The organism is Chlamydiales bacterium, assembly GCA_041395025.1.
In the GTDB taxonomy this organism is placed as follows: domain Bacteria; phylum Chlamydiota; class Chlamydiia; order Chlamydiales; family JAAKFR01; genus JAJACP01.
The window spans coordinates 1,149,171-1,174,360 of record JAWLBH010000001.1; the positions used below are offsets into that span (position 1 = coordinate 1,149,171).

The 25,190-nt window shown below is 35.3% G+C and carries 21 protein-coding genes; 5 read left to right on the forward strand and 16 right to left on the reverse strand.

Features of this window, described 5'->3' with window-relative positions; genetic code table 11:
* The 3 genes from R3E91_05295 to R3E91_05305 all read left to right on the forward strand — a co-directional run bounded on the left by R3E91_05295 (position 1) and on the right by R3E91_05305 (position 5,030).
* A complete protein-coding gene (locus tag R3E91_05295; GenBank protein MEZ5315602.1) occupies positions 1–3,105 on the forward strand; it encodes an efflux RND transporter permease subunit in 3,105 nt (1,034 codons plus the stop codon).
* Positions 3,098–4,504 (forward strand): efflux transporter outer membrane subunit, encoded by a 1,407-nt coding sequence (locus R3E91_05300; protein MEZ5315603.1) that lies wholly within the window; start codon positions 3,098–3,100, stop codon positions 4,502–4,504. The genes R3E91_05295 and R3E91_05300 overlap by 8 nt, the downstream gene beginning before the upstream one ends.
* Positions 4,505–4,844: 340 nt before the next feature.
* Complete coding sequence (locus R3E91_05305; protein MEZ5315604.1) at positions 4,845–5,030, forward strand: hypothetical protein; 186 nt, start codon at positions 4,845–4,847, stop codon at positions 5,028–5,030.
* Positions 5,031–5,141: 111 nt separating this feature from the next.
* Here R3E91_05305 and R3E91_05310 read toward each other — a convergent pair whose 3' ends face one another.
* The 4 genes from R3E91_05310 to R3E91_05325 form a co-directional block, all read right to left on the reverse strand.
* On the reverse strand, positions 5,142–5,333 hold the full coding sequence (locus tag R3E91_05310; GenBank protein MEZ5315605.1) for a hypothetical protein: 192 nt from the start codon (positions 5,331–5,333) through the stop codon (positions 5,142–5,144).
* Between the two features lie 205 nt (positions 5,334–5,538).
* Complete coding sequence (locus tag R3E91_05315; protein ID MEZ5315606.1) at positions 5,539–6,003, reverse strand: hypothetical protein; 465 nt, start codon at positions 6,001–6,003, stop codon at positions 5,539–5,541.
* A 99-nt stretch (positions 6,004–6,102) separates the two neighbouring features.
* Positions 6,103–6,669, reverse strand: a complete 567-nt coding sequence (locus R3E91_05320) for a hypothetical protein (GenBank protein ID MEZ5315607.1) — start codon at positions 6,667–6,669, stop codon at positions 6,103–6,105.
* Between the two features lie 385 nt (positions 6,670–7,054).
* A complete protein-coding gene (locus tag R3E91_05325; protein ID MEZ5315608.1) occupies positions 7,055–7,567 on the reverse strand; it encodes a hypothetical protein in 513 nt (170 codons plus the stop codon).
* 264 nt (positions 7,568–7,831) lie between these two features.
* On the opposite strand from R3E91_05325, the gene R3E91_05330 reads away from it, so the two are divergent.
* Positions 7,832–8,932 carry a GNAT family N-acetyltransferase gene (locus R3E91_05330; GenBank protein ID MEZ5315609.1) on the forward strand — a complete coding sequence of 367 codons (1,101 nt, stop codon included), beginning with the start codon at positions 7,832–7,834 and terminating at the stop codon, positions 8,930–8,932.
* 52 nt (positions 8,933–8,984) lie between these two features.
* Here the strand turns inward: R3E91_05330 and R3E91_05335 are convergent, their stop codons facing one another.
* The 9 genes from R3E91_05335 to R3E91_05375 form a co-directional block, all read right to left on the reverse strand.
* Positions 8,985–10,466 carry a hypothetical protein gene (locus R3E91_05335; protein ID MEZ5315610.1) on the reverse strand — a complete coding sequence of 494 codons (1,482 nt, stop codon included), beginning with the start codon at positions 10,464–10,466 and terminating at the stop codon, positions 8,985–8,987.
* A gap of 208 nt (positions 10,467–10,674) precedes the next feature.
* The gene (locus R3E91_05340) at positions 10,675–14,469 is read right to left on the reverse strand and encodes a hypothetical protein (protein ID MEZ5315611.1); all 3,795 of its coding nucleotides are present in this window, start codon (positions 14,467–14,469) and stop codon (positions 10,675–10,677) included.
* Positions 14,470–14,538: 69 nt separating this feature from the next.
* Complete coding sequence (locus tag R3E91_05345) at positions 14,539–14,970, reverse strand: DUF1539 domain-containing protein (GenBank protein ID MEZ5315612.1); 432 nt, start codon at positions 14,968–14,970, stop codon at positions 14,539–14,541.
* Between the two features lie 21 nt (positions 14,971–14,991).
* Positions 14,992–15,168: a hypothetical protein gene (locus tag R3E91_05350; GenBank protein MEZ5315613.1), complete on the reverse strand. Its 177-nt coding sequence runs from the start codon at positions 15,166–15,168 to the stop codon at positions 14,992–14,994.
* A 42-nt stretch (positions 15,169–15,210) separates the two neighbouring features.
* Positions 15,211–15,735, reverse strand: coding sequence for a hypothetical protein (locus R3E91_05355; protein MEZ5315614.1), 525 nt, complete (start codon positions 15,733–15,735; stop codon positions 15,211–15,213).
* Between the two features lie 122 nt (positions 15,736–15,857).
* Positions 15,858–16,589 carry a hypothetical protein gene (locus R3E91_05360; protein ID MEZ5315615.1) on the reverse strand — a complete coding sequence of 244 codons (732 nt, stop codon included), beginning with the start codon at positions 16,587–16,589 and terminating at the stop codon, positions 15,858–15,860.
* A 457-nt stretch (positions 16,590–17,046) separates the two neighbouring features.
* Entirely contained in the window at positions 17,047–17,832 is a 786-nt protein-coding gene (locus tag R3E91_05365; GenBank protein MEZ5315616.1) for an ABC transporter permease, read from the reverse strand.
* Positions 17,832–18,752 carry an ABC transporter ATP-binding protein gene (locus tag R3E91_05370; protein ID MEZ5315617.1) on the reverse strand — a complete coding sequence of 307 codons (921 nt, stop codon included), beginning with the start codon at positions 18,750–18,752 and terminating at the stop codon, positions 17,832–17,834. Before R3E91_05370 ends, R3E91_05365 begins: the two co-directional genes overlap by 1 nt.
* Positions 18,753–19,072: 320 nt before the next feature.
* On the reverse strand, positions 19,073–20,731 hold the full coding sequence (locus R3E91_05375; protein MEZ5315618.1) for a hypothetical protein: 1,659 nt from the start codon (positions 20,729–20,731) through the stop codon (positions 19,073–19,075).
* A 379-nt stretch (positions 20,732–21,110) separates the two neighbouring features.
* Between R3E91_05375 and R3E91_05380 the strand changes: the two genes are divergently transcribed.
* A complete protein-coding gene (locus R3E91_05380) occupies positions 21,111–22,007 on the forward strand; it encodes a hypothetical protein (protein ID MEZ5315619.1) in 897 nt (298 codons plus the stop codon).
* A 182-nt stretch (positions 22,008–22,189) separates the two neighbouring features.
* Here R3E91_05380 and R3E91_05385 read toward each other — a convergent pair whose 3' ends face one another.
* The 3 genes from R3E91_05385 to R3E91_05395 form a co-directional block, all read right to left on the reverse strand.
* Positions 22,190–23,725, reverse strand: coding sequence for a GNAT family N-acetyltransferase (locus R3E91_05385; protein MEZ5315620.1), 1,536 nt, complete (start codon positions 23,723–23,725; stop codon positions 22,190–22,192).
* Positions 23,726–23,800: 75 nt separating this feature from the next.
* Complete coding sequence (locus R3E91_05390) at positions 23,801–24,136, reverse strand: GNAT family N-acetyltransferase (GenBank protein ID MEZ5315621.1); 336 nt, start codon at positions 24,134–24,136, stop codon at positions 23,801–23,803.
* Between the two features lie 89 nt (positions 24,137–24,225).
* A complete protein-coding gene (locus tag R3E91_05395; protein ID MEZ5315622.1) occupies positions 24,226–25,140 on the reverse strand; it encodes an aminoglycoside phosphotransferase family protein in 915 nt (304 codons plus the stop codon).
* Positions 25,141–25,190: the final 50 nt, after the last annotated feature.

Genomic DNA, 25,190 nt, shown 5'->3' on the forward strand with positions numbered 1-25,190 from the left:
ATGATAAGCAAATTTTTTTTAGATCATCCTATCTTTGCTTGTGTCCTTTCAATTTTCATTGTCCTATTCGGTTTACTTGCTCTTATTCATCTTCCAATTGAACAATATCCTAATATTGTCTCTCCTCAAGTTCAAGTTTCAGTGAATTATCCAGGAGCAACGGGTGAAGTCATTGCTGAAACAGTTGCTGCTCCTTTAGAAAAGCAAATTAATGGAATAGAAGAGATGCTCTATATGTATTCTCAAAGCTCTTCTTCAGGAAAATATGTATTGAATATTTTTTTTAAGGTGGGGTCTGATATTGATAAAGCGCTTAGTCATGTACAAGATAGAGTCGATCTAGCCATCTCTCGTTTACCTGATCTTGTCCAAAAAGAAGGAGTCAGTGTAAGAAAACAAACTCCTACGATTCTCTTAATTTTAGCAGTCGAATCTCCAGATGGAAGATATAGCGATCTATTTGTCAATAATTACACTGAGATTCATTTAGTAGAGGCCATCAAGAGATTAGAAGGGGTGAGCGATGCAGCGGTTATGAATGCTGAAAGTTATGCAATGCGTATCTGGCTCCAGCCTGACAGGATGGCTCAACTAAAAATTTCTACTGATGATGTGATTAAAGCCCTGCAAGAGCAAAACAAAGACTATCCTCTTGGTCAACTAGGCATGGCTCCTATGAGAGATAAAACCTCTTTAACTATTCCTGTGACCTCTCTTGGACGTTTAAAATCTCCTGAAGAGTATGAGCAAATTATTTTAAGAGCAAATGGAGATGGATCAACTGTGACCATTGGGAATATAGCCACTGTTGAGCTTGGATCACAAAGTTATATGGTAAAAGGAGAGGTTAATGGACATTCAGCAGCGATTATAGGAATTTACCAGGATTATGGATCAAATGCTCTCGATGTGGCAACGAGTGTAAAAAAAACCATAAAACAACTCTCTAAGCGCTTTCCTCCTGGATTAACCTATTCGATTCCTTATGATACGACGACCTATATTCAAGTGTCTATTGAAGAAGTGCAAAGAACACTATTCGAAGCAGCCATTCTTGTGATAGGTGTAGTCTTTATTTTTCTTCAAAGCTTAAGAGCTACATTAGTTCCTGTGATTGCGATGATCATTTCTATTATTGGCACATTTGTAGGGATGCATCTTCTAGGATTTTCTCTCAATACACTCACACTGTTTGGATTAGTATTGTCGATTGGCATTGTAGTAGATGATGCAATTGTTGTTGTAGAAAACATTGAAAGGAATATCAGAACAAGAAACATGGGAGCACATGATGCAGCATTAATTGCAATGCGTGAAGTCTCTGGACCTATTATCGCTATTCTTTTCGTTTTATGTGCTGTTTTTGTGCCAGTTGCATTTATTGGAGGAGTGACAGGAGAGTTATATAAACAATTTGCGATTACAATTTCTATCTCAGTGATTGTTTCCGCCCTTGTCGCACTAACTTTAAGTCCTGTTTTGAGTGTCTATGTTTTCAAAAAAAAGAGAGAAGCAAGCCATTTTAGCCATTATTTCTATCATTTTATGAGTAGACTAACAAAGATTTATGTTAAGGGAGCAGGTTGGATATTAAAACATTATATTTGGGGATTAACCTTTTTTTTTCTTATGGTGGCTATCCTCATTTTTCTATTTCTCATGATCCCTATATCTTTTGTCCCAGAAGAGGATCAGGGGTATGTATTTGCTTTTGCGAATCTTCCCGATGGAGCAAGTTTACAAAGAACTGAAGCAGTCACAGATAGGGTAGGGAAGATTGTATTAAGACATAGAGGAGTTGAAACTTTTATCGGACTATCAGGGTTTAGTCTTTTAAATAATATTCCAGAAACACAAGTTGGTACATATTTTATTAATCTCAAAAACTGGAAAGAGCGTCAAGGAAAAGGGATGAAGGTGGAGAATATTCTGGAATCTTTCAATGAAGATTTTAGTTTAATTCCCACGGCTGAAGTGATGACCACAAATCCCCCCTCCATTCCAGGTATAGGAACTGTTGGTGGGTACGAATTTTGGATTGTCAATCAAGGGGTAGGGAGCAATGAAGAACTTGAAGAGAGCGCAAAAGAATTTATTCAGAAAGCTGAGCAAAGAGATGAAATAGGACAAATCATGATGTTGATGAAGACAGATAATCTCCAAATTTATGCTCAAGTAGATAGGGTGAAAGCAGAGGCATTGAAGATTCCTATCCAATCTATTTATTCTACACTCCAATCTCTACTAGGAACAGTATATGTAAATGATTTCAACCAATATGGACAAGTCTTTCAAGTGATGATTCAAGCTGATCCTAAGTATCGTTCAAATCTAGAAGACATAGGCAATATTTTTGTGAAGTCATTATCAGGGGACATTATTCCTCTGAAGTCTCTTGTAACCTTTCATTATGTTAGAGGGCAAAACTTAGTGAGTCGATTTAATAATTTTCCTGCTGTTAAAATGATTGGAGGGCCAGCTCAAGGCTATAGTTCAGAGGCAGGTATTCGAGCATTAGAAGAAGTTGCAGAGGGGATTCTTCCTTCTCATATGAATTTTGAATGGAGTGGATTTGTCTATCAAGCAAAAACGACAGGAGGTTCGACATCTCTTATCTTATTTGGTGCTCTGATCCTAGTGTTTCTCATTCTAGCGGCTTTATACGAAAGATGGTCTTTACCTCTTGCGATTCTTTTAGGGGTGCCATTTGGCATTGTAGGGGCACTTTTGGCAATCTTAGTGCGCAAAATGGAAAATGATATCTATTTTCAGATTGGTCTTGTGACGTTGGTAGCACTTGTGGCAAAAAATGCCATTTTGATCGTTGAATTTGCGATACAAGCACGTAGAGAAAAAAATATCTCACGAAAACAAGCAGCTTTAGAAGGAGCACGTCAAAGATTTCGGGCGATACTTATGACCTCCCTCACTTTTATTTTTGGGGTTTTACCTTTAGTCATGAGTCAAGGAGCAGGTGCAGCTAGTCGTCAATCAGTTGGAACTGGAGTGATGGGTGGAATGATATTTGCAACTTGTTTTGGAATCTTCTTTATTCCTCTATTTTATTCTCTGCTAGATCGAAAACAGGATCATGGAAATGATTAGATATCTTCTTTTATGCCTACTCATCACAGGGTGTAATTTAGCTCCTCATTATGATCGTCCTTCTATTGAAATCCCTCCAGATTGGCGTTTTGACTATGATCCAGAGTCGACATGTTGCAATATTTGTTGGTGGGAAGAACTTGGGGATCCTATTCTCGATGGTTTAATTTTACAAGCTCTCAAGAGCAATAAGAATTTGCAAATCGCGATTTGGCGCGTGTGTGAATTTTATGGAAAGTGTCAGATGTTTAGCTCTAAGATGTTTCCAAAAATTGATCTCCATGGATCGGCCTTTAAAGAAAAATTTCCCCCAGCTAGCTTTATTCCTTCTAAAATCGATTCTATTACACCGAATTACAGTTATGACTTTAACCTTGTTTATGAGCTGGATTTTTGGGGACGTGTGCGAAATATGTCTCAATCAGCTTATAGAGAATTGCTCTCCCAAGTTGAAAATCGTAGAACTGTGATACTGACTCTCGTATCTGAAGTAGCGAATAGTTACATCAGGCTGCGTGAGTTTGATCAAGAGCTTTTGATTGCCCATCGAACTGAAAAAGATAGGGAGAAATATCTAGAAATTGCTCGAAAAAGATTTCAAGGAGGATTGACTTCCAAAATTGAAGTCGAACAAGCGATGACCATTTTAGAAGAATCAAGATCACTAATTGTGCAGATAGAAGAAAGAATTCTCACCGAAGAAAATTTACTCAGTCTACTTTTGGGTGAACCACCTACCTCTATTTTGCGTGGGCGAGCAGTGAGTGAATTTGTGCTTCCTCCTCGCATTCTAGTTGGGCTACCTTCAGATTTATTGGAAAGACGGCCTGATATTATAGCTGCAGAGCAAAATTTAATTGCAGCTAATGCACGCATTGGTGTAGCACGTGCCGAATTTTTTCCAAAAATATCAATCCTGGGAATTTTGGGAGCAGAGAGTTTTAAGTTACATAATTTTTTTGATCAACGCTCTCGTGCTTGGACAATAGGAGGAGAGTTTATTCAGTCTATTTTTAGAGGGTGGCGCCTAGTTGGACAGCTTAATGTCTCGATTGCAAGTTATCGAGAATTACTTTACCAATATGAACAAACCATTCTAACTGCCTTTCAAGAGGTGAGTAATGCCTTAATTGCTCATCAAAAATCTAGAGAACTGGTTCATATAGATGAGAAAAAAGTCGAAGCTTTGCATGAATATCTAAAACTAGCTTGGCTGCGTTATGAAAATGGAGAAACGGATTATTTAACAGTTTTGGATGCAGAAAGAGAACTTTTTTCTGCACAAATCGATTTAACTCAAACTCAAGGTGAGATTTTCCTATCTCTCGTGGCAATTTATAAAGCTGTTGGAGGAGGATGGGTATGGCAAGCAGACAATACTCTAGTCACAGAAGAGTGAAAATGCTAATGCTATCACCCCAAACTGCTTTCTTTAATAATAGGATAGTTGAAAAAATTTACTCTTCCTTACTCTTTTTCGATTTAGTCTGAATAAGAGGCGTTCAAAAGGCTCATATAAGATAGGGATAATTCCTCTAGATGGTTTTTCATATTTAAAATTATTTTTTCATATTTAAAAGAAGATATTGACGAGAGCAAAAGGAGTCGGTATGTATTGCTATAAGAAAGATAGTTAGAAAAGATCAATCAGTCAATCTCCAGAAAAAAGGCTTTTTATCTAAAAAAGAGAAAAAAATTTACATTTTAAGGAAAAATAAACAACAGCGAGGTATGAGATTATGTGTATTGTTAAGAATTTAGGGTTAATTTTTTTGGCTGTCTATCTTTTTTTTAGTGGCCTTTTCCAAGTGACTAGTATGGTGATGCCGATGATGGGAAATGTTCTCATTGGATTGGTGGGGATGGCCTCTGGGATTTTGCTATTGATTTCTCTCGGAGGAAAAAAAGATAAGCATTGTTCTTAGAAAATTGTTTTTGGAATAAAAAGCATTTAGGGTAGCTATCCTAAATGCTTTTTTATCTCATTAACTAAAAAGTCCAAGATCATCTTGTTACCTAATAAAGGCTAGAGCCGGTCAATCGTTTTTGATTCTATCGATGAGATGGATTTTTACAGAGGCAATAAGATCGGGAATAAGGAAGAGAATACCTAAACCCACTATTTCAATGACACCACGGATAACCGCTAAATATCCTATTTTGCGATTTAATGAAAGAATTTGCCATCCCTGTTTGATGCGGTATGCTCCTGCAATCACACTAATCACTGGGATATATCCTCCGATATTCCTCAAGTTTGCTGAGAGAGTGGCATATTTGTTTGTCTGATCTTTGATATAAAGCTTGCCTTAATTCGAGGTTTTTACCTTTTCTAATAAGTTTCGATAAGTATTTTCTATGGAAGTTTTAGCATGATACCCAACGATAAGAGACATTTTTAAAAGTTCCTATATAAAAGTTTCATAAGAAAGATCAGGAAGACTTGTCATTTGTTATAGGTTGAGTCTCTATTAGTTTAACTTTCTTTATTTCATAACCAGGGAAGTATGAGGAATACTTTTCATCTGTTATAGTTTCAGTCTTTATTAGTTTACCCTTTTTTTTGATCAAATGGAGTTTTACAGAAGCAATAAGATCTGGAATAAGTAAAAGAATCCCCACTCCCATGATTTCAACTACGCCGCGAAAGATTAATAAACGTTCTTCCTTGAGATTGATTGGATCACTTGAATTTTGAATCTGCCGAGTAGCATAGGCATCTCTCAAACGGAATGCTCCTGTAATGATCCCAACTCCAGGAAAATACCCTCCGATATTTCTTAAGTTTGTCCATTTGGCTGAATTCTTAATGTAAATACAAATATCATCGCCTTGTCTATTTTTTTGACATTCAAGGAATAAGGATGATTCTGTATGGAATCCAATGGCAATAGGCATTTTATGAGTAGATAGTCTTTTTTAAAAAACTATTGTAATGCTTTTTATAAAAAAAAACAAATAAAAACTATTCTATAATTTAAATTTTTTAGAAAAATACTAAGAATTATTTAGCCTTTCAATTGCACTAGCCTTTTGTTGGTTGAGTATTAAACTTGTGGTAAAATGACTTCCGGCCAAAGATCCTTCACACTCAAACACTGTTGTTGATCGCTTAGGTTTGGATTGGGCAGTGTTCCATGTGTTATCATCGAAATCATTAGGCTCACTCACATGCACCTGAGGTTTCCTCGCATGCATCCGTATAGAAGCTATGAGATCAGGAATCAGCCAGATGATCCCTATTCCAGCGATTTCTGTCGTCCCACGTACTATTGGTAAATAACCACATTGACATCTATGAGCAGGAGATCGTTCATTCTTTAAGTTGGTATAGCCTTTATGAATACGAGCTGCTCCGGCTATAATACCTAAACCAGGAAGGTAGCCTAATAGATTACCCAAATTTCTTTGACAAGCTATCTTTTTATAAATTTTTTCTTCATTCTGATAATCGAGATTGATCGAATTCTGATCATCAAGATTGAGTGAACGATGGGTGTACATATCATTATGCTCTTTTACTGTATTTTTTGTATGATATCCAACAGATAGCGAAAAGGCCATAAAAAACCCTGTTTTATGTAATGATTTTGATTAAAATAAGCGGTTTAAAGTTGTAAGCAAAAATTTTTCTATATTAGTTGATTTTTTATCAAGTAGTTTTTTTTGAGAAAATTTTTCCTGATGAAAGGATCTTTCAAAGAGTTGTTTGTAAAGAAAAATATATCTCCCAATTTCATCAAGATTTATATCTTGTTTTACGGAGCATCAATAAAGTGTACATTGGTAAAAAGCTATTACAAGAAAAATAAAATCTTTGTTTGAAAAAATGGAGAAACATATCTTTTAAAACAGATGATCTGAGTTGAAAAGAGACATCGAAAATCCGATGAGTTGTATAAAAGCGATTTTTCACCAATGGCTGGATAGAAAAAAAACACGACAACTTTTATAAAACAATAATTACTCCGAGAACAGTTTTTCTAGAACTTTCTTTCCACCATTCTTTTTCTGCTTCTTGACAAGAAATGCCTTCACTTCTAGATAAACGCACCTCGTAAGTACCTCGTTTATTTGGAGCTTTTAGTTGCAGTTCTATATCTCCGATCGAATTCATGATACCCAAAGAGTGCAGAACACAATTTTCAGGTCCATTATCATACAAACCAATCACTAGGTGATGTAGATGTAATGTATCCAAAAATTGCCCATCAATTTCATAATGAAACGAACAGGTAAACTCTTCATTTGGATTAACATGCATGATTTTTTTTTCATTTTCTTGAAATTTAAAATCAGAGACTTCAATCCCATCCAAATCAATCTTATTTGTGATTAGACCTATATATGGATACTGTCCATCTTTTGTATAACCATCAACTGTCGCATAACAAGTAAATAATAAGACTCCGAAAGAAATTAGATATTTCATTTTTTTTGTTGTATTTTTTATAAATTCCATAAATATCCTTTAAGGTAAATGTCACCCAAGCTGAATTAATGATAAAAAAAATCTAGGTAGACAAGTTTTCCTGGATACCATTTCTTCATCTTTATTAGGCTGACTGGTCTTTTTCCCATGTAATGTATTAGAAATAAAAATTTTAATCTAACTATATTTTTCTAGAATGGGAAAAATTGGTATGAATTTAGAAAAACTTATTGGATCGACATACCCAAAAATCCTTCTATCTTTTTTCTCTTTTGAGATTTATCATAATAACTTATGGATGGTGTAACCTATTCAAAAACTGATTTTTTTCGTTTGTCTATTCAATCTTCACCTATTAAGAAAAGGGTAACTTCAATTGTTGCAATCACTATTCTAGCGCTTTCTGTCTCAGCAACTAGTTACCTAGTTTGTGGTTTTACTTCTCAGGTGCATTATTGTTCTATCCTTAGTCCATTAGCATCTATCAGTCTTATTGGGCTAAGTTTTATGTCTGTTTCTTCGCTTTTATTAGGTATAATCTCACTTACTTATCTTGTTATAATTTATAAAAAGCAATTAGTGACACAACAATTATTGTCTCGAAAACTAGAATGCCTCTTATTTTTGAATGAGTTTTTTCAACAAGTCTCTATAGATAAAATACATAAACTTGCGATTAGAAATTTTTTGAATCAAGGATGTACAAATTTTCTGGATCACTATGGATTTTACTATCATCTTGCCACTATTTCAGAAAAAGTTTTAGCTACATCAAATGAGAGTTTAATAAACATGTGGAAGGAATTTTTGGAATTGATTCAAGGAGTCACTATAAAGAGCCATGATTCCTACCATCAAGTAGAGATTAATTGTGAGATAGAATTCTTGCGGTTAAAAGGGGAGTTACCTGAGTTTACTATCGAAGAGTTTAATTTCGATGATTCTCCCTTGGAAGATAAAGAGAAAATAATTGACATTTGTCGTGATGCGTTTGGTAAATTATGGACATACCCCCGAGGGGAGGGTGATCAATTGAAAAATTTATTCCTTCAGAACAATGGAAAATTCTATGTTGCCCGTTCTCAAAATAAAAAAATTCTTGGATGCCTTGGATACCAAAAAGATCAAACAAATATATTAAAATTTCATGACTTGGCTCGTCTTCCCTATGCTGTAAAGTTGGGGATGACTGAAAAATTTAGAAAGTATTTAGAACAAGAATGTCTGCAGGAAAAATTCAAAATGATTTGGTGTGAAGTCTTAAACGAGAATAAGCCGGCATATGAGATCTATAGAAAACTAGGTTTTGAATTATCTAATCAATCGAATTTGTATGTTCAAAAGAATCATTTTGCGATGGTATATAGTCCATCTATTTTGAATTCTTCAACCTAAGAGATAATTCTACGGTATATGGCTACTGATTCATTAAAAAACATGGAGAAAGCTAATTTTTTACAAGATAGCCACGTGCTGCATTGGATAAATAATTACCATTTGTAATATTAGAAATCTGCTTTTTTTTCAATTTTGGCAAGAGCCTAGCTGCTTTTGAAGCATTGTCATTCTCAGTAGAGAAGAGAATATTGCAGACTTCTTGTTTTTTCCTCTTGTTGATTTTTGAGAAATCAAAATCTATAGTTTGCGCATCACTGATATATTCCCAGTGTTTGTTGGAGAAGTAAGGGATAAGGGTGTAGATTTTTTTAACTGAAAGTCGAGCAAGTAGTTGGGCTTTCACAAAATCACCTGGATCAGTAGAGAAGAGAATATCGAAGACTTCCTGTTTTTTCCTCTTGTTGATTTTTGAGAAATCAAAATCCACTATCTGATTTTTACTAAGATTGGCGAATAATTTTGTATTTGTAATCAGGTGAGCGCATGCATTAATTTGCTTGGGTGTCAGTTTTTGTACGAAATAATCTGTATTACAACGATCAGTTGTTGAGAAAATAAGCTCTAATTGTTCAGAAGTCAGTTTTTGAGTTTGAATTTTTTTCAACTCATTAATATTAATAAGTAAAAATGTAATTGGAGGAAATTTTTTGGGAGCAATATGGATATTGTCAGCTGTGAGGTGTGGTAGATCTATGAGTAAGAGATCTACAATCCCATTTTTATTAAAATTTAGATTGACTGGTTTTTGCTTGCTGATTAGGTGTTTAATGCGTTGACCAATGGCACTCCATACTAATTGATTATCAAATTGATCTAGTATAGTTACAGGTAGTGTATTTAACTCATTGTCCATCATTAACATGAACCTAAGACGAGAATTAGACCATGGGAATAGTAAATCCTTGAGTATAATTTGATTACGCCATCGAAAATTCAAGCGGGACAATCTTGCTTGAATTTGCAAATCTTTGTCTAGATCTTTAATGCAATCTTTAAAGATGTTTATTATTTCCTCATTCTTTAATGTTTTTTTTCCCTGATCTATGATCTCGATATTCTTTAATGTTTTTTTTCCCTTTAATCGAGAAAGACGCATCGACGATGGATTTGATTCACATGGATCTATGATCTTGATGACAGGAGTATTGAGTAATTCATGATTAAGAAGATCATTCTTTATTGCTACATCTTTAATAAAAGGAAATTCTAAATCTTCAGATGATTTTTCTTTTACTTCTTTTGCAATAGAAGGGAGTTCTAAATCTTCAGATGATTTTTCTTCTACTTCTTTTGAATGTGTTTTTACACAAAAATATTTACTCAATACAGAGTTTAAGATACAGATGATCATGCCTGCTCCTCCAATGGAGAAAGAGAGAGAGCCTAGCTGAGCATATAAACAGCCAGCAGCGACTAAACTTCCTATTAAAGCAATAATGCCTAAAGCAATCAGAAGATATCCACGGTGGCTCATCTTGAGCGGTTGATGTAATGTATTTTGTGAAGAAATGCTATGAAGATGTGAAATCATGGAACTATATTATCTTAATATATTTTTAATGTCTATTCAATCGATTTAAGGATTGTCACCTATATCTTTTATCACACAATCGATGAAAAACTTTAATATAAGAAAATTCTTTTTGGAAGTTTTATGATTGTAAAAGAGAAATTTTTACTCGGTAAATTTAATATTCTAGGAGATCTGATAGCAATTACGGGATATCTCTAGAGTATTTCTACTGTTTTGTGAAATTTTTGAATCTCTTTAAATCTTCATTTTTCAATTGCTTAATGCGTCTATCAAATTTTGACGTATTGCCCCCTTCCTTCTTATTGGAGAAGAGAATACTGACAAGTTGTTCAATATCCTCCTCTGTGTATTCTGCCTCTTTTAGTATCCCTATGACGTTTGCTAAGAAACCCTCTGTACAAACTTGTTCATCACTGACATATTCCCAGTATTCTTTAATAGAGTAAGGCGTGAATGCGAAAATATCCTCAATTGAGAGTTGAGGAATCCGTTGCGCAGCTTTTGATGCAGTATTAAACCTAGTGGAGAGGAGTGTATTAAGAATTTTTTTAATCTGACTAAGCTGTTCGGGCGAATCGGATCCTTGGACGCTTTCTTTTATTATTTCAATGGCTGTTTTAAAGAAACCCTGTGTGCAAGCTTGTTGATTAGTGATAGAGTCCCAATCTTTAGAGGAGAAGTAAGGTATGAATATGTGGATGTGCTTAGCTGGAATTTCAGGAATCAGGGATTTCCATCGATCCTTGCCCAAGTCGCTTATGATTTCTTTAACTTTGTCTTTGAGCATAGGAACTAGGGATTCCCATTGCTTTTCTGTGCACCAACAAAGAAGTGACGGAATGTCTTTCATCTCAATGTTAGGCCGGAGGGATTTCCATTGCTCATCTGTCAAGTATTCGAGAAAGTAGATCATATCTTGAAAATTATTGAGGAGTTTAGGAATCCAGTATTCCCATTGTTCTTTAGAAAAGTAACGAACAAATTTCCCGATGTTACAAGCTCCGAGGTGAGGAATCCGTTTTGCAGCTTTTGATTGTTCACCACCTTGAGTGCTGAACACAATACTCAAAATCTGTTGTTTTTGTAGTTCTGTATAGTTTGCTATTTTTAGTTCCTTTAGGATTTTTGAGAATTCGATATTTTGAGCTTGCTCATCTGTGATGTATTCCCAGTGCTTGTTGGAAAAGCAAAGAACGATTTGGTGAATATTCTCAGTTGAGAATTGCGCAATACGTATTTTTGTATCCTTGTTTAATCCTTCATTCTCTACAATGGGATAAAGGTTATTGAAGCATTCTTTTTGTTTGTCCTTCTGGATTTTTGAGAAATCTATATGAGACGCTTGATAATTAGTCATGTATTTAAAATGTTCCGTAGAGAAGTTAGAGCTAAGCTCTGAGATTTCCTCAGTTGCAATCCTAGGAATAAGGTATTTCGATTGCTCATCAGAGAAATAAGGAAGGAGCTCTTGAATAACGTTAGCTTTAAAATTAAAATAGTGTTTTTTAGCTTTTGAGTCGTTGCCACCTTCAATGGACCAGAGCGTATTGCAGGCTGCCTTTCGTTTTCCCTCCTGGATTTTTGAGAAATCTATATAACGAAGTTGGTAGTCTTTGATGTATTCGAAGTGTTTTTCAGAGAAGTAAGGGAGAAATAAGTCCATCTTATTTTTGTCTAGGATTATAGAAATGCGTTCCGCAGCTTTTGATTTGTCATCACCTGCAGTGGAGAAGAAATCATCGAAGAATGCCTGTTGATCCGGATTCATTTTTGAGAAATCCAGATGCTTAATCACATCGATAGCTTGCCAATCTGCAATGTGTTTCAAGTGTTCATAAGAACAGTAAGGAAGGACTGTCTTGATGTGAACGATTTTAGACATCCGTTTCGCAGCTTTTGATTCGTCACCACCTACAGTGGAGAAGAGCTCATCAAACACTTCCCTTTGTTTTTCCTTTTTGACTTTTTGGAAATTCAGCACCATATTAGCTTGAGCATTGCTGATGTATTGATAGTGTGTTTTATCGAAGTAATTGTTGACAAGCTCAAGGAGTTTGTCAACGTCTAAGATTGTAGGAATACAACATTCAAGCTGCTCGTTAGATAAGTAAGAGAACAAAACCATGATGTGCCGACTTGAGGCTCCAGAAATATATTTAGCAGCTTTTGATTCGTTACCACCTGCAGTGGAGAAGAGAATATTTACAATCGGTCGTATTTGTTCTTCTGTATATCCTGCTGTTTTTAGTTGTTCTATAAGTTCTGGGAAATTCATATTTTCAACTTGCTCATCACTGATGTGTTCGAAGTGTTCGTTAGAGAAGTAGGGGATGAGTTTATAGATGTTGAAACATGAGAGTTGAGGAATGCGTTTGGCAGCTCTTGATTCTGTGTCACCTTGGGTGGAGAAGAGAGTATTCACCATCTCTTTTCTCTCTTTGTCACCATATTTTGCTTTTGTTAGTCCCTTTAGGATGTTTGAGAAACTCATATTTTTAACTTGCTCATCACTGATGTATTCGAAGTGTTCGTTGGAGAAGTAGGGGATGAGGTTCTCGATGATGGCATTCGAGATTTTAGGCATCCATTTCGCAGCTTTTGAGTTTTGACCATTTTCAGTGGAGAAGAGAATGTTCACCATCTCTCTTATTTCTTGCTCATCTTTAAGTACTGTTATTAGTAGTGAGCGCATCCATTTTGAGAGATCTATTTTGTCAATTTGATCATCATGGATGTATTTCCATTGTTCTATCGAGGAATAAGGCATGAGTGCGTCAATATTCTCAGTTGAAAGCGTAGGAATGCGTTTAGCAGCTTTTGAGTTTTGACCATTTTCAGTGGAGAAGAGAATATTTACAATCGCTTTCATTTTCTCTTTATTATCGGCTAGGGCACTGTAATCTTGTTTATTACGAATCTTTCTTAAATGTGAGAAATCCATATTTTTAACTTGCTCATCACTGATGTGTTCGAAGTGTTCCTTGGAGAAGTAGGGGATGAGGTCATAGATTTTGTCTACTTTAAATTTAGGAAGAAGGACGTTAGCATTGAATCGTTGACTCTCATCTAAACTAAAAATCAGATTAAAAATATCTTTATCTATTTTTGAAAAATCTAAATTCAAGACTTGCTCTTCACTAAGATTCATGAATAAGAGTTTCTTGAGGGAGGATGTATATTTGGTCTTGTTAATGCACTGAGTAATTTGATCGTGTGTCAGTCGTTGTATGAAATAATCCGTATTAGATTGATCGGTCGCCGAGAAAATCAACTGTAATTGTTGATCATCCAGTTTTTGAATTTGAATTTTTTTCAACTCATTAATATCAATAAGTAAAAATGTAATTGGAGGAAATTTTTTAGGATTAGTATTAATATCGTTAGCTGTTAGGTATTTTAGATCTACGAGTAGGGTGTTGTCTAAACCGACTAGTTGTTTATTATTCTCAATTGTTTTAAGGCGTTGACCAATAATATTCCATACTTTCTCATTATTCAACCATAGTAATGATGATGCTACTATTTTTTTTAACTCATCATCTGTGAATGACTCTAACTCTTCCTCTGAGGTCGGATACAATTTTTTTAAATCGAGTGCAAATGGCTCGTTCTTTTTAGCAGAGATATTCTCTTGTTGATGAGCCTGGTGTTGAGGAATGGTTGGGGGAAGTGGTGGTGAGATATTTCCATTGTTTTGCATGGGAGGCTTATCTCGGATACGCTTTTTTGCATCTTTTGTCTTATTTAAAGAGGAGTGCCTGTTAGTCTTTTTTAGACAACAGTATTTACTCAATACAGAGTTTAAGATACAGATGATCATGCCCGCTCCTCCAATGGAGAAAGAGAGAGAGCCTAGCTGAGCATATAAACAGCCAGCAGCGACTAAGCTGCCTATTAAAGCAATCACCCCTAAGGCTATCAGAAGATAGCCAGGTTTGCTCATCGATTTGACAGATGAGCGAGGTTTATTCGTGAAAGTATTGTGAACAGATAGAGCCATAAAATAATTTTACTTTTATACAGTTTAAATATCTATGAATTTTTCACCTATCATATGGATTACAAGAGGTTATGTTTTCACATAGCGGAGAATTTTGAGAAGCATGATCACTCCATGTCGATTGATCTTCTCATTGTCATAGAAGTTTTCAGCAATTCTGATAAAATTTATCCCATGCCAATCACTTCTTATCTTATTTTGGACGACATTTAAGATAATCTCTTCTTTCATCTCTTGAATCCATTGAAGTAACTGATCTTCTGGACTATGAATATTGAGTAATGATAAAACTTCTCGGCGCGCGATTTCATACCAGGTAGGAGGACAGACACTAGACGCTTCTGCCAATGCAATGAGCACCGAACGTTTCTTATTTGGTTTTTTATTTAAGATCGCAATGAGATTTTGAAGATAAACGGTTATATCATCGAAAAACGTTTTTGGTAAATCCCAGGAAACGATAATGCTCTCATGTTTCTTTGTAATATTATCAATCATCAATGCAAACTCGTTTTTGTATTTTTACCCATCTTCTTCGTTAATCCATTTTTTTAGAGTGTTTAGATCATGATTCAAATCATCTTCGAGAGGGCGAAAATTTGGGGGACCAAGGTGTAACATAGAGGGATCTATTTGAGGAGTATTAAATAGGTAAGAAGTGATTATTCCTAAGCCATAAATTAAGGAGGCAGGAATCATTAAAATAATGAAAGCAATGAATTTAAAGATTTTTTTGATTATCTACCCCACAACCGATGAGTATGGGTTAATTGCATAAAATATAGAAAAAAATGTTCTAACACACCAATGCAAAGGAGCTTGTAAAGCCCAAGTCATAAGGTCTGTTATCTCGTTTGATTTAGAAAAATCATCTAGAACTAGAGAGAGCAGGGATTTTTTTATCCGAAGGATACCGCATGTTATTAGGCTAGTTCCTATCAATAGGCCACTACCCACAACTGTCCATAAACCCCAAAAATGAGTTGTTTGACTAATCGTGCCTATTGCAGATGCAAGCCACTGAAGAGAGTGTGGCAGTGCAATCAATCCATGAGATTGGAGAAGACCAACAACTCCAAAACCACCAATGGCTGTTAGAAAAAATGTGCCTACAACGATAGCGACAATAGCCCACTTCTTTGACGAATGAATCCGTTGATTTATTCGAACAAAGGAGGTAATATTTAACTGACCAGTGTGGTCTTCTTTTGAAGAATGATCATATTGTTCAAATTTGACAGATTGAATGTGATTGGTAAACTCCATATAGAGTATAGTAAGCAGAAATTATTAATTTTTAAGGTTAAAGATTAATAATGCCATAGAGTTGTATAAAAAATCAATAACATAGTTTATATAGTAATTATTTTTTCAATACGCTTTTTGCTCTATGGAGATTCTGTTTGGATCCAATAACCTTTATTCGCCGTATCCAACTTATAGCTATAGATAAAATTATATTTTTTAAGTTTTGTTGCTGCAATTCCTATACAAAACTGATTGCGGGATAATGGAGATCTCTTTGAATCATCTAATAATGAATATCTTTTTTTTATTTTATCTCTCTTCTTTTGATTAGTGACAGTTGCTTTCTTAATAAGACTTTCTATTGTTTCGACGATCTTACCTTCATCGTAGCGAATGAAAATGCTATTTTGATTCTTCATTGAGTCTTCTGAGGAATTATGATGTATTTGTCCGTTAATAGCTTCGACAAGAGCTTCTGTGATGAATTGCAATTCTTCTTCCGAAAGATAAAAAGAAGTATATTTCACCTTTTGTTCCAAGAGACACGAAGGGGTATATTCTATCTGCTTCTTTGTAACAACAATAGGTTGATTATCCACGATAGATTGATTCTCCAAGACTTTATTCTTGACACACTTGATGCATATCCCTATTGGAACTAGTACCACGCTTGTCGAGATTGCTGCCCATCCAACGGGATGTCCAAAACTGCCTATTCCCGGTACATTGGATAGTATTAGACTGCCCCCGATAGCGAGAATTGTTCCAATAGCAACTGCAGTCACTCTAAGTCCAATAGAAAGATTTGTCTGAGCACTTTGTGAATTTTGACAACAAGGAAAATGACAAGTGATTTGATGAACTGTATGCATATACTTTTTTATTTTAACAAAATTAATTCTTATTTTAAATAGTAGTTAGATACTTGTAAAGTGAAAGAATTTATACATTCAATTATTTGTTTTTAAAATAAAAAAATAATTTTTGAAGAGGTGATCTAATTTCCTCTATCGGATTCTTCTTTCAAAACATGATAGAGTTTTTTTCTCTTGCTATCGATATCCATTTTCTAGAAACAATCCAGCGATTTTTTTTGCAATGTTTACTCATGTTTAAATATTTTCTATTCACACACCATAGATTTAGGAGGTGAGTTTGATCATTGACTGTTTCAAGAAAAGAGTGATTAGTATCCTGAATACAGAAACGTTTATCCTATCTTTCTTGATATCGAAAAATGAGACAGCTCGTCTATCAGAAAAAAAGTGAGAAGGTAAACTCTTTAAACAAAGGTTGTAGTAGACTTTTCTTAAAATTCTTTTTTTATCATCAATTCAGGTTTCCAAATCCCTTATTACGACTTTTTTCAAACATAAATTTAAATAGAAAAATAGAACCCATCAGAAAAAGAATACTCATCCCAATACTGATAAGAAAGTTGTGAAAAGGAAAAACACCTGTCGTGAGAATAGATCTCATGCCTTCAAAAATGTAAGTTGTTGGTAAACAATAAGAAATTATTTGTGCCCATTTTGGTAAAATTGCTACAGGATAAAATACGCCACTAAACGGAGCAAACAACCCTCCAATCATCCACGCAAACATTTGTACACTGTGACCCCAATAGACAATCGCACTGGAAGCAAGAAATCCCATAGTCCAACCGAATAGTATCAAAGAAAGAGCAAATGGAAGAAATGCCCAACCAATTGTAAATACGTTTATTGTGTAGAGAAGGTAGACAATCAATGCCCCAAAACTGACAGTTAAGGTTAACTTGCAAAGAGAGACAAGAATCATTCCAGTTATCCATTCGGAAAATTTAAGAGGAGTAGAGAATAAGTTTACCATATTTCTTTGCCATAACTCCTCTAATAGGCTAATCGAAATATCTACAGATCCTCTCCAGCTAATTTGCCAGAAGATCAATGCTGTCATCAAAATAAGAGGTAGGTCTTCTCTATGCATCTCTTGAGATTGGATCCAGATAGAAGCTAGACCCCAAAGGAGAATATCTACTAGTGGCCAGTAAAAAAGATCTGAAAGGTGCATAAGTCCTTTTTGCATGACATAAGTATAGCGAAAGAATATTCCTAGAATGCGTTGAAGATTCATTATTGTGATCCAAAAATAGTGAGAAAATAATCCTGAAGAGTGGGTTCTTCAATTCGAATGTTTGTGTAAGATACTTTTGCTTCCATCAGTCCATTCAAAAAACTAGGAATCTCTTTTTCCTCAAGATTACAAGTAATTGTCCGATGAATAATTTCAAAAGACATCTTTTTATCTTTTGCCAATGCCATCGTTCTTTGCATTCCATCAGTAATCGTTAAATGTAAACGAAAGAAAGAGACACTTTTTGCTAAATTCTTAGGAAGATCATTCGCGATTAATTTGCCTTTTTTAAGGACAATCACACGATCGCACACTTCAGCGACTTCTGCCATTTTATGAGAAGTAAACAGGATAGATAAACCCGTTTCTTTCCGTTTTTCTAAAAGAAACGAGCAGACATCGTGAGCAATATCAGGATCAAGAGAGGCAGTTGGTTCATCAAGGAGAGCAATTTGAGGGTTTGTAAAAAAGGCTTTTACAAGCATTAATCGTGTCACTTGTCCTGCAGAAAGAGAAGAGACTTTTTTGTCTCTTTTTTCTATAAGGCCAAAACGGGTTAACAGGGGATGGATTTTGTTTTGTATATTTTTTATGTTGTATAGTCGACCGAAGCATTTTAAATTTTCTTCTACGGTGAGAATAGACGGTAGGCTGGTATAAGTACTTGCGAAGGAAACATGTTGTAAGATCTCAGAACGGTGTTTTAGAAAATCTTTACCAAAGTAAAAAATCGATCCCGAGGTGATTGCTAAGGTTCCTAAAAGCATTTGAATGGTCGTCGTTTTTCCTGAGCCGTTAGGCCCAAGTAACCCTAAAATCTCTCCCTTTCGTAATTCAAAGGAAATATCATCGACAGCAAAGACAGGGAGATTTTTTTGATATTTTTTCTTTAAGTGACTAACTTTTAAAATAGAAGACATCGCTATTTCAAACCTAGAAAGACTAAAAATCTAAATCATGTGAGGTAATAAGTCAATTTTCGATGTAGCAAATTTCTATTTTTCAAATTAAGTCAATGATATGAATATCTTTTTAGCTTAACGATATCACCTAATTCATTCGAATTTTTGAGCCGACAGTCTAAGAGATATTGCTTATGAGAAAGTGAGCAATAGTAAAATGATAAAGATAACAGAATTTTGGATGACTCAGTTTTTATTTTTCAAAATTCTATAGATCGAAAAGAAAATCGATGTAATAGAAGAAATACAGATGGAGTTTTTTTGCATATCTTTAGAGATTATGTTTGTTCAGGCGGCATACGATCTTCGAGCAAAGAATTAGCTTTACTACTCAAATATTTCTTTAAGAATGAGATTGCATTATTAGGCAGTCCCGACAAACGCGTGACATTTTCTTTGACTGAGTCAGTACCTTCGGTGGGGAAGAGAATATCGATAATCTCTGAGATCTCTTCCTTATCGAACTCGTCTTCTAGTATCTTTATGAATGTTGAGAACAATATATTTTTAATTTGATTATCACTGATGTGTTTGAAGTGTTCTTTCGAGAAGTAGAGGATGAGGTCATAGATGTCTTCAACAGAGAGTTTAGGAATCCGTCTCATAGCTTTTGATTCTTGACTATCTTTAGTGTCAGTGGAGAAGAGAATACGGATCATCTCTGAGATCCCTTGCCGATTGCACCGATCCCCGTCGTTTTTTAGTATTTGTATGAATTTTGAGAAATCTATATTTTTAACTTGCTCATCACTGATGTATTCGAAGTGTTCCTTGGAGAAGTAGGGGATGAGGTCATAGATTTTGTCTACTTTAAATTTAGGAAGAAGGACGTTAGCATTGAATCGTTGACTCTCATCTAAACTAAAAAGCAGATTAAAAATATCTTTATCTATTTTTGCAAAATCTAAATTCAAGACTTGCTCTTCACTAAGATTCTTGAGTAAGGATGTCTTGAGTAAGGATGAATTTTCTATCTTGTTAATGCACTGAGTAATTTGATCGTGTGTCAGTCGTTGTATGAAATAATCCGTATCAGATTGATCAGTCGCCAAGAAAATCAACTGTAATTGTTGATCGGTCAGTTTTTGAATTTGAATTTTTTTCAACTCATTAATATCAATAAGTAAAAATGTAATTGGAGGAAATTTTTTAGGATTAGTATTAATATCGTTAGCTGTTAGGTATTTTAGATCTACGATTAAGAAGCTAAGATTTTCAAGTTCCTTGAAATCTAATTTGAATGATGATTTCTTATTCTCAATTGTTTTAAGGCGTTGACCAAGAACATCCCATACTACTTGATTATCAATTTTATTTAGTATTTCTACAGTTAGTGTATTTAACTCATCATCTTTGAGTCCCTCTAAATCTTTCTTTGATTTTATATGCAATTTTTTTAAATTTTGTAGGGATGGCTCGTTCTTTTTAGCAGAGATACTCTCTTCTTGATCATCCTGGTGTTGAGCAATGATTGGGGGGAGTTGTTGTAAGCTTTCTTCGTTATTTTGTATGAAGGGCTCTACAACTTGAGATTTCTCGTCGGCATGTGAAGAGGAAGGTTGATTATTAGAATTTCGAAGATGTTGTTTATCTGTCTTTATTGATTTCCCCCCCTTTTTTTTCTCATAAAAGAAGAATGTGATTTTATGCTTCTTCTGTGTATTATTGCCTTTTAGTTGATATTGATTGTTGAACAAGTCAGTCTTTTTTAGACAAAAGTATTTACTCAATATAGAGTTTAACATACAGATGATCATGCCGGCTCCTGCAATCGAAAGAGAGAGAGAGCCTAGCTGATAATATAAACAACAAGTAGCGACTACACTTCCTATTAAAGCAATTACCCCTAAAGCTATCAGAAGATATCCAGGTGTACTCATCGATTGCACAGAGAAGCGAGCTGTATTTTGGGGGGTGTTAAAAAGAGCTGAAGCCATGAAATATCTGTATGCTTAATATTGATATAGTTATATAACATATATATTTAATATTCTATGAATTTGTGATTTACTACATTGATTACAAGATAATTTCAGATATCGAAGAAGTTTGAGCATTATAATCACGCCATGTCGATGGATCTTCTCATTTATAGAATTTTTCGAGAATCGCATCTCCTGGATCATCAAGTGAAATCACAATTGACTAGTCCATTCTTGAGCAAATCATAAAAATCGGGTAGTTTAAGATTATTAAAGAGACTGAGCAAGAGTAGAGAGAGTGAAAAAATATATTCCTTTCTCTAAAACATTTTATCAATAGCCTTGAAGCCATGAAACGAAAACGATTAATCATAAATTTTTTTTGTGGATGTACATGACAACTTTAAATGCATCAGTTCCTTTCTGCTCTACACTTCCTTTATATCAAAACAATTCAACAAAAATTGAAATCGCACAACATCCTCTCTCAATCAGATCTGTTGATATTAAACCAAAAAGCCCATCCCTTCTTTCTGAGCTTAATGAAGAAAATTTATATGCAAAACTTCGATCAAATGAGTCTCCTGTTTGGCAAGTCACCGCTTATGCAAATTTACCGAATTATCTAGATCATTGTGTAACTAGAAAAATCTACAGTATTTGGCAACAAACAAAAGTATTATTTCGCACTATTTTCCCTGTTAAGAGGATGTCCGAGGAATTCCTGGCTAGGGAGAGCAGTTTTTGGGATTTAAATCATGTAACAGAAAGTAGTTCAGTGGGTCAAAAAAATGGTCAAGGAGCACTTACCAGTCAAGAAGTCATTGATAAGCAAATGGTATTTCCTAATAGTATGCCTGATAAGGATAATGAAATACTTCTTCTTTATAATTATGCTCCTTTGCGTACAGGTGGAGAGCAGATGCATTTTTTACTTGTTCCAAACCCTGCAAAGCCTGCAAAAAATTTCCTTGAATTAGATAAGGAGCAGTATACTCATGTGTTAGCATTAGCTCAAAAAGTCGCTCTTTGGGCAGAGGGTGAGTTCAAAGAGGAAGTCGTCATGCATTTCTTTGACAAAACAGGAAAGATTGCAGGTCAAACGCAACCTTTATTTTATGCCCATCTTATATTAGTAAGAAGTCGCAATGAAGAAAGATGGGGGAGGGTAGCAATGTTTTTTAGAATGTTTTTTCCTGTAACCCCACTATCTCGACAAGAAGTTGCAAAGAGAGTTACTCATTATAAAAGCTCTTTGGGAGAATTTCTAGCGAGTCATATTGAAAGCTGATTATTCGTAAGTTATGAAAGAGGGAATCAAAAATAAATTTTCTCTTGTGCATATTTAAAGTTACGCATGCATTTAAAGCCATAGTGTGCAACTTTCAAGAGTGTTACATCTAAAAGTGCCTTAGCTTTCTGGATGAGACATAATAGACTTTATCTGATCATGTGTATTAATTGTTTTGGCTTTCATAATATTTTCCCCATAGCTGCATCTGGAGGACAGGTAGGCGTCCCATTCGGATCATTGAATGGCATCTTCGTATATCCATTTTTTTGATAGAATTTCATAGAATTTGGTTGCACTTCATTATGCAAAGACAGGATGCCCTGAATTTTTAGCCACTGCTCACACATATGTAAAAATTGACTACCTAAGCCATTATGTCGGTAGGCTTCATCAATCACAATAATTCTTAAAGCGGCTCTCTGGCCTGGCCAAAACTGAATGTGAGCGTATCCGACTATATCCACGCCTTTATAAAAAATGAGATGAGCATGCTCTTTATGATCGAAAGTCCAAGTATAAGGGTCGGTGATGGATAAAGGATTAAAGAAGTACTGTTGCCTGAGTCTTTTGGCTGTATCCCACTCAGCATAGTGAGTACATTTCATAATGCGTAAATGATTAAAATTTGCAGCCTTTAAGATTTTACTGATGAAAGCAGCTTTTCCTAGATTATATCCGGTGAAAGGGGAATGATTTTTTTCATATGAAGATTTTTCTTGCAGAAGTTTACTTTTTAGCTCTGCATACTCATTACGTACTTGTGGATGGTTCTGCAAATAATCTCTGAAAAGAAGGTTGAGTTCAATTTCAGGATGTTCTTCCTTGTATATGTGAAGGTTAACATCTATGCCTTCAGAACGACTAAAATAAAGTCGCATCGGGATATTGTACTCTCCCTTATACGTGAACCCTAGACTTTCGAGAGGCTGAATTGCCATTTCAGGATTACCAACAACTCCGATCATATCAATGACTGGTTTAGCAGAAAGACCCAGCACAGAAGTAGAACCGATATGATGAATGGTCAAACAATTTGATCCTAGAACCTCATGAATTTTTACAGCCTCTCTTTCAAAGATTTTAGCCCACTCAGGGTTATAAGGTACCACAATGATTTTTTTAGTTTGTTTACTTGAAGTGCTTTCAAGCTTTTTATCAAAAAGCCCCCTTATCTTGAGGGGATGAACATTGTGGTTTCCAGACATCTCTTGCTTCATTTTGTCTAAAAAAGCACTTAGATCTCTTTGATAATGAAATTCGTAAAACTGAACATGAGGATATTTTTCTTGTAGTTCACCGATCGTCATCCTTACGCGCTCGTTAAATCCCCATAGGTATCGAATTAAACGAAATCGAATGCATTCAGAGCATCCTTCTGCACGATCTGAAATGCGATGATCTTTAAAAACTAATCGTTTAAAAATACGATACAAACACAATAAACGATTAAATCGAAAATATAAAACCATGTGGGCTTGACTATAGCGCAATTCTAAAGACTTGATTGCATTCCCATCGATGATCCAAGATTCTTGTTTCACTAAATTCGTTTGAATTTCCAAAAAGTCTTCGTATTTACGTTCTTTCCATCCTTCGATAAAAAAATAACGGTCCAAATGATGGAGAGGGAGCTGCAGTATTTCGCTCAAATGGAGGGCAAAGGTGGACTTGCCGCTACCAGGTATTCCGAAAATCATAATTTTTTTTGTTAACATATTGAAATAATTTGTTTAATGAGAGTTCAATAGAACCTTCATTTCGAGCGATATTTGATAGTGGGGCACAGGGTATCAGCTAGCAATAAATTCTCCAATAATTTTAAAACCTACTTTCTCATAAACATGGATAGCTCGTGTATTGGTAGCTTCTGGGTCTATAAGCACTTTTTTTACATTTGAGAATTGAATGAGAAGAAAATCTCGAATCATAGTAGCAGCGCGCCCCTTGCCTATGTAGTTGGGATCGCAAAGAGATCCAGTGTGGATCGTGTTGGGACTATCAAAAGAAGTCATGAGAAAGGTAAAGGGAGTATTGTAATCATAGCCGATCCAATAAGTGGTATCCGAAGTTCCCTGAAAAAAGTTTTCTAAACCATTTAAGGTATTATTGAGACCTTTTCCATAAATCTATTCCCGAATATATTTTTGTTCTAACCATTCATAGACGATGTGTTTTTGATTTTCTTTGGTGGGAGAGAAAAAGAATACTCCTCTTCTTAGAGTACTCCTCCTCTTTTGGTATCTGCAATTACTTCTGAAATGACATAGCGAGCATTGTTCGCAAGAGTCGGGTTTGTATCTTTGTAGTAGGGGAGGGCAATCAGAGCATTTGATAGCGCCCAGCCTTGTCCTCTTATCCACATTTCATCATCGACTTGTAGAGCAGAGCGGAAGATCGCTCGTGTGTAGGAGGGTAAAAGGTTCCATGCGATGATGAGATCAGAAGCAGGATCACCGATGCCTAGACTACCAAAATCGATCACTGCACTAAGATCACCATTAACTTGTAGAAGGTTGCCTGGCGAAAGATCGCCATGTATCCAGACTGGAGGTTTTAACCACTGAGGTGCCTTTAAAGCTTTTTCCCAGATCTGCGTCACTAACGGTACATCAATCATTCCCTCTAATTTTTCTATAGCCTGCTGAGTTTTAAGGTCTTTTTCTATTAAAGGCACACCCCGATTGGAGTGGGGACCATTGGATAGAACTATGCCGTGCATAGCCTGAATAAACGCAGCCAGTTGATGTGCCAGTACTGTTGGATTTTGAAGAGCACCAACTTTTGGATTGCTTCCCTCAAGCCAACGATAAATCGACCATGGGTAAGGATAATCGTTTGTAGGTTCACCTCTAGCAAGTGGGATAGGAATCGAAGTCGGTAGAAAAGGAGCTATTTTGGGCAGCCATAAGTATTCCTTATCCACATTTTCTACAGCCCAACCAATCTTTGGCAATCGTATGACCATCTCGTTGCCAAGCTTGTAAAGGGCATGGTCCGTACCTGTAGAAAAGACGATTTTAAGCTCTAGGCCTGCCCATGCAGGAAATTGTTGCTGGATGAGTTGTTGTACAAGGGGCTGATCGATATGGAACTCATCAGCATGCATTTTAGACATCGTTTCTACTTTCATAAAAACTGGTAATCATTTTACTTCTCCGTAAGCTGGGGTGTCAAGGTTTC

Bases quoted from the DNA above. Each gene is read 5' to 3' on its own strand.
- R3E91_05320 (MEZ5315607.1), bottom strand. From the start codon at position 6,669: ATGGCCTTTTCGCTATCTGTTGGATATCATACAAAAAATACAGTAAAA.
- R3E91_05340 (MEZ5315611.1), bottom strand. From the start codon at position 14,469: ATGGCTCTATCTGTTCACAATACTTTCACGAATAAACCTCGCTCATCT.
- R3E91_05375 (MEZ5315618.1), bottom strand. From the start codon at position 20,731: ATGGCTTCAGCTCTTTTTAACACCCCCCAAAATACAGCTCGCTTCTCT.
- R3E91_05395 (MEZ5315622.1), bottom strand. From the start codon at position 25,140: ATGAAAGTAGAAACGATGTCTAAAATGCATGCTGATGAGTTCCATATC.
- R3E91_05300 (MEZ5315603.1), top strand. From the start codon at position 3,098: ATGATTAGATATCTTCTTTTATGCCTACTCATCACAGGGTGTAATTTA.
- R3E91_05365 (MEZ5315616.1), bottom strand. From the start codon at position 17,832: ATGAATCTTCAACGCATTCTAGGAATATTCTTTCGCTATACTTATGTC.
- R3E91_05385 (MEZ5315620.1), bottom strand. From the start codon at position 23,725: ATGTTAACAAAAAAAATTATGATTTTCGGAATACCTGGTAGCGGCAAG.
- R3E91_05355 (MEZ5315614.1), bottom strand. From the start codon at position 15,735: ATGGAGTTTACCAATCACATTCAATCTGTCAAATTTGAACAATATGAT.
- R3E91_05370 (MEZ5315617.1), bottom strand. From the start codon at position 18,752: ATGTCTTCTATTTTAAAAGTTAGTCACTTAAAGAAAAAATATCAAAAA.
- R3E91_05360 (MEZ5315615.1), bottom strand. From the start codon at position 16,589: ATGCATACAGTTCATCAAATCACTTGTCATTTTCCTTGTTGTCAAAAT.
- R3E91_05335 (MEZ5315610.1), bottom strand. From the start codon at position 10,466: ATGATTTCACATCTTCATAGCATTTCTTCACAAAATACATTACATCAA.
- R3E91_05315 (MEZ5315606.1), bottom strand. From the start codon at position 6,003: ATGCCTATTGCCATTGGATTCCATACAGAATCATCCTTATTCCTTGAA.
- R3E91_05295 (MEZ5315602.1), top strand. From the start codon at position 1: ATGATAAGCAAATTTTTTTTAGATCATCCTATCTTTGCTTGTGTCCTT.
- R3E91_05330 (MEZ5315609.1), top strand. From the start codon at position 7,832: ATGGATGGTGTAACCTATTCAAAAACTGATTTTTTTCGTTTGTCTATT.
- R3E91_05325 (MEZ5315608.1), bottom strand. From the start codon at position 7,567: ATGGAATTTATAAAAAATACAACAAAAAAAATGAAATATCTAATTTCT.
- R3E91_05305 (MEZ5315604.1), top strand. From the start codon at position 4,845: ATGTGTATTGTTAAGAATTTAGGGTTAATTTTTTTGGCTGTCTATCTT.
- R3E91_05350 (MEZ5315613.1), bottom strand. From the start codon at position 15,168: ATGATTCCTGCCTCCTTAATTTATGGCTTAGGAATAATCACTTCTTAC.
- R3E91_05380 (MEZ5315619.1), top strand. From the start codon at position 21,111: ATGACAACTTTAAATGCATCAGTTCCTTTCTGCTCTACACTTCCTTTA.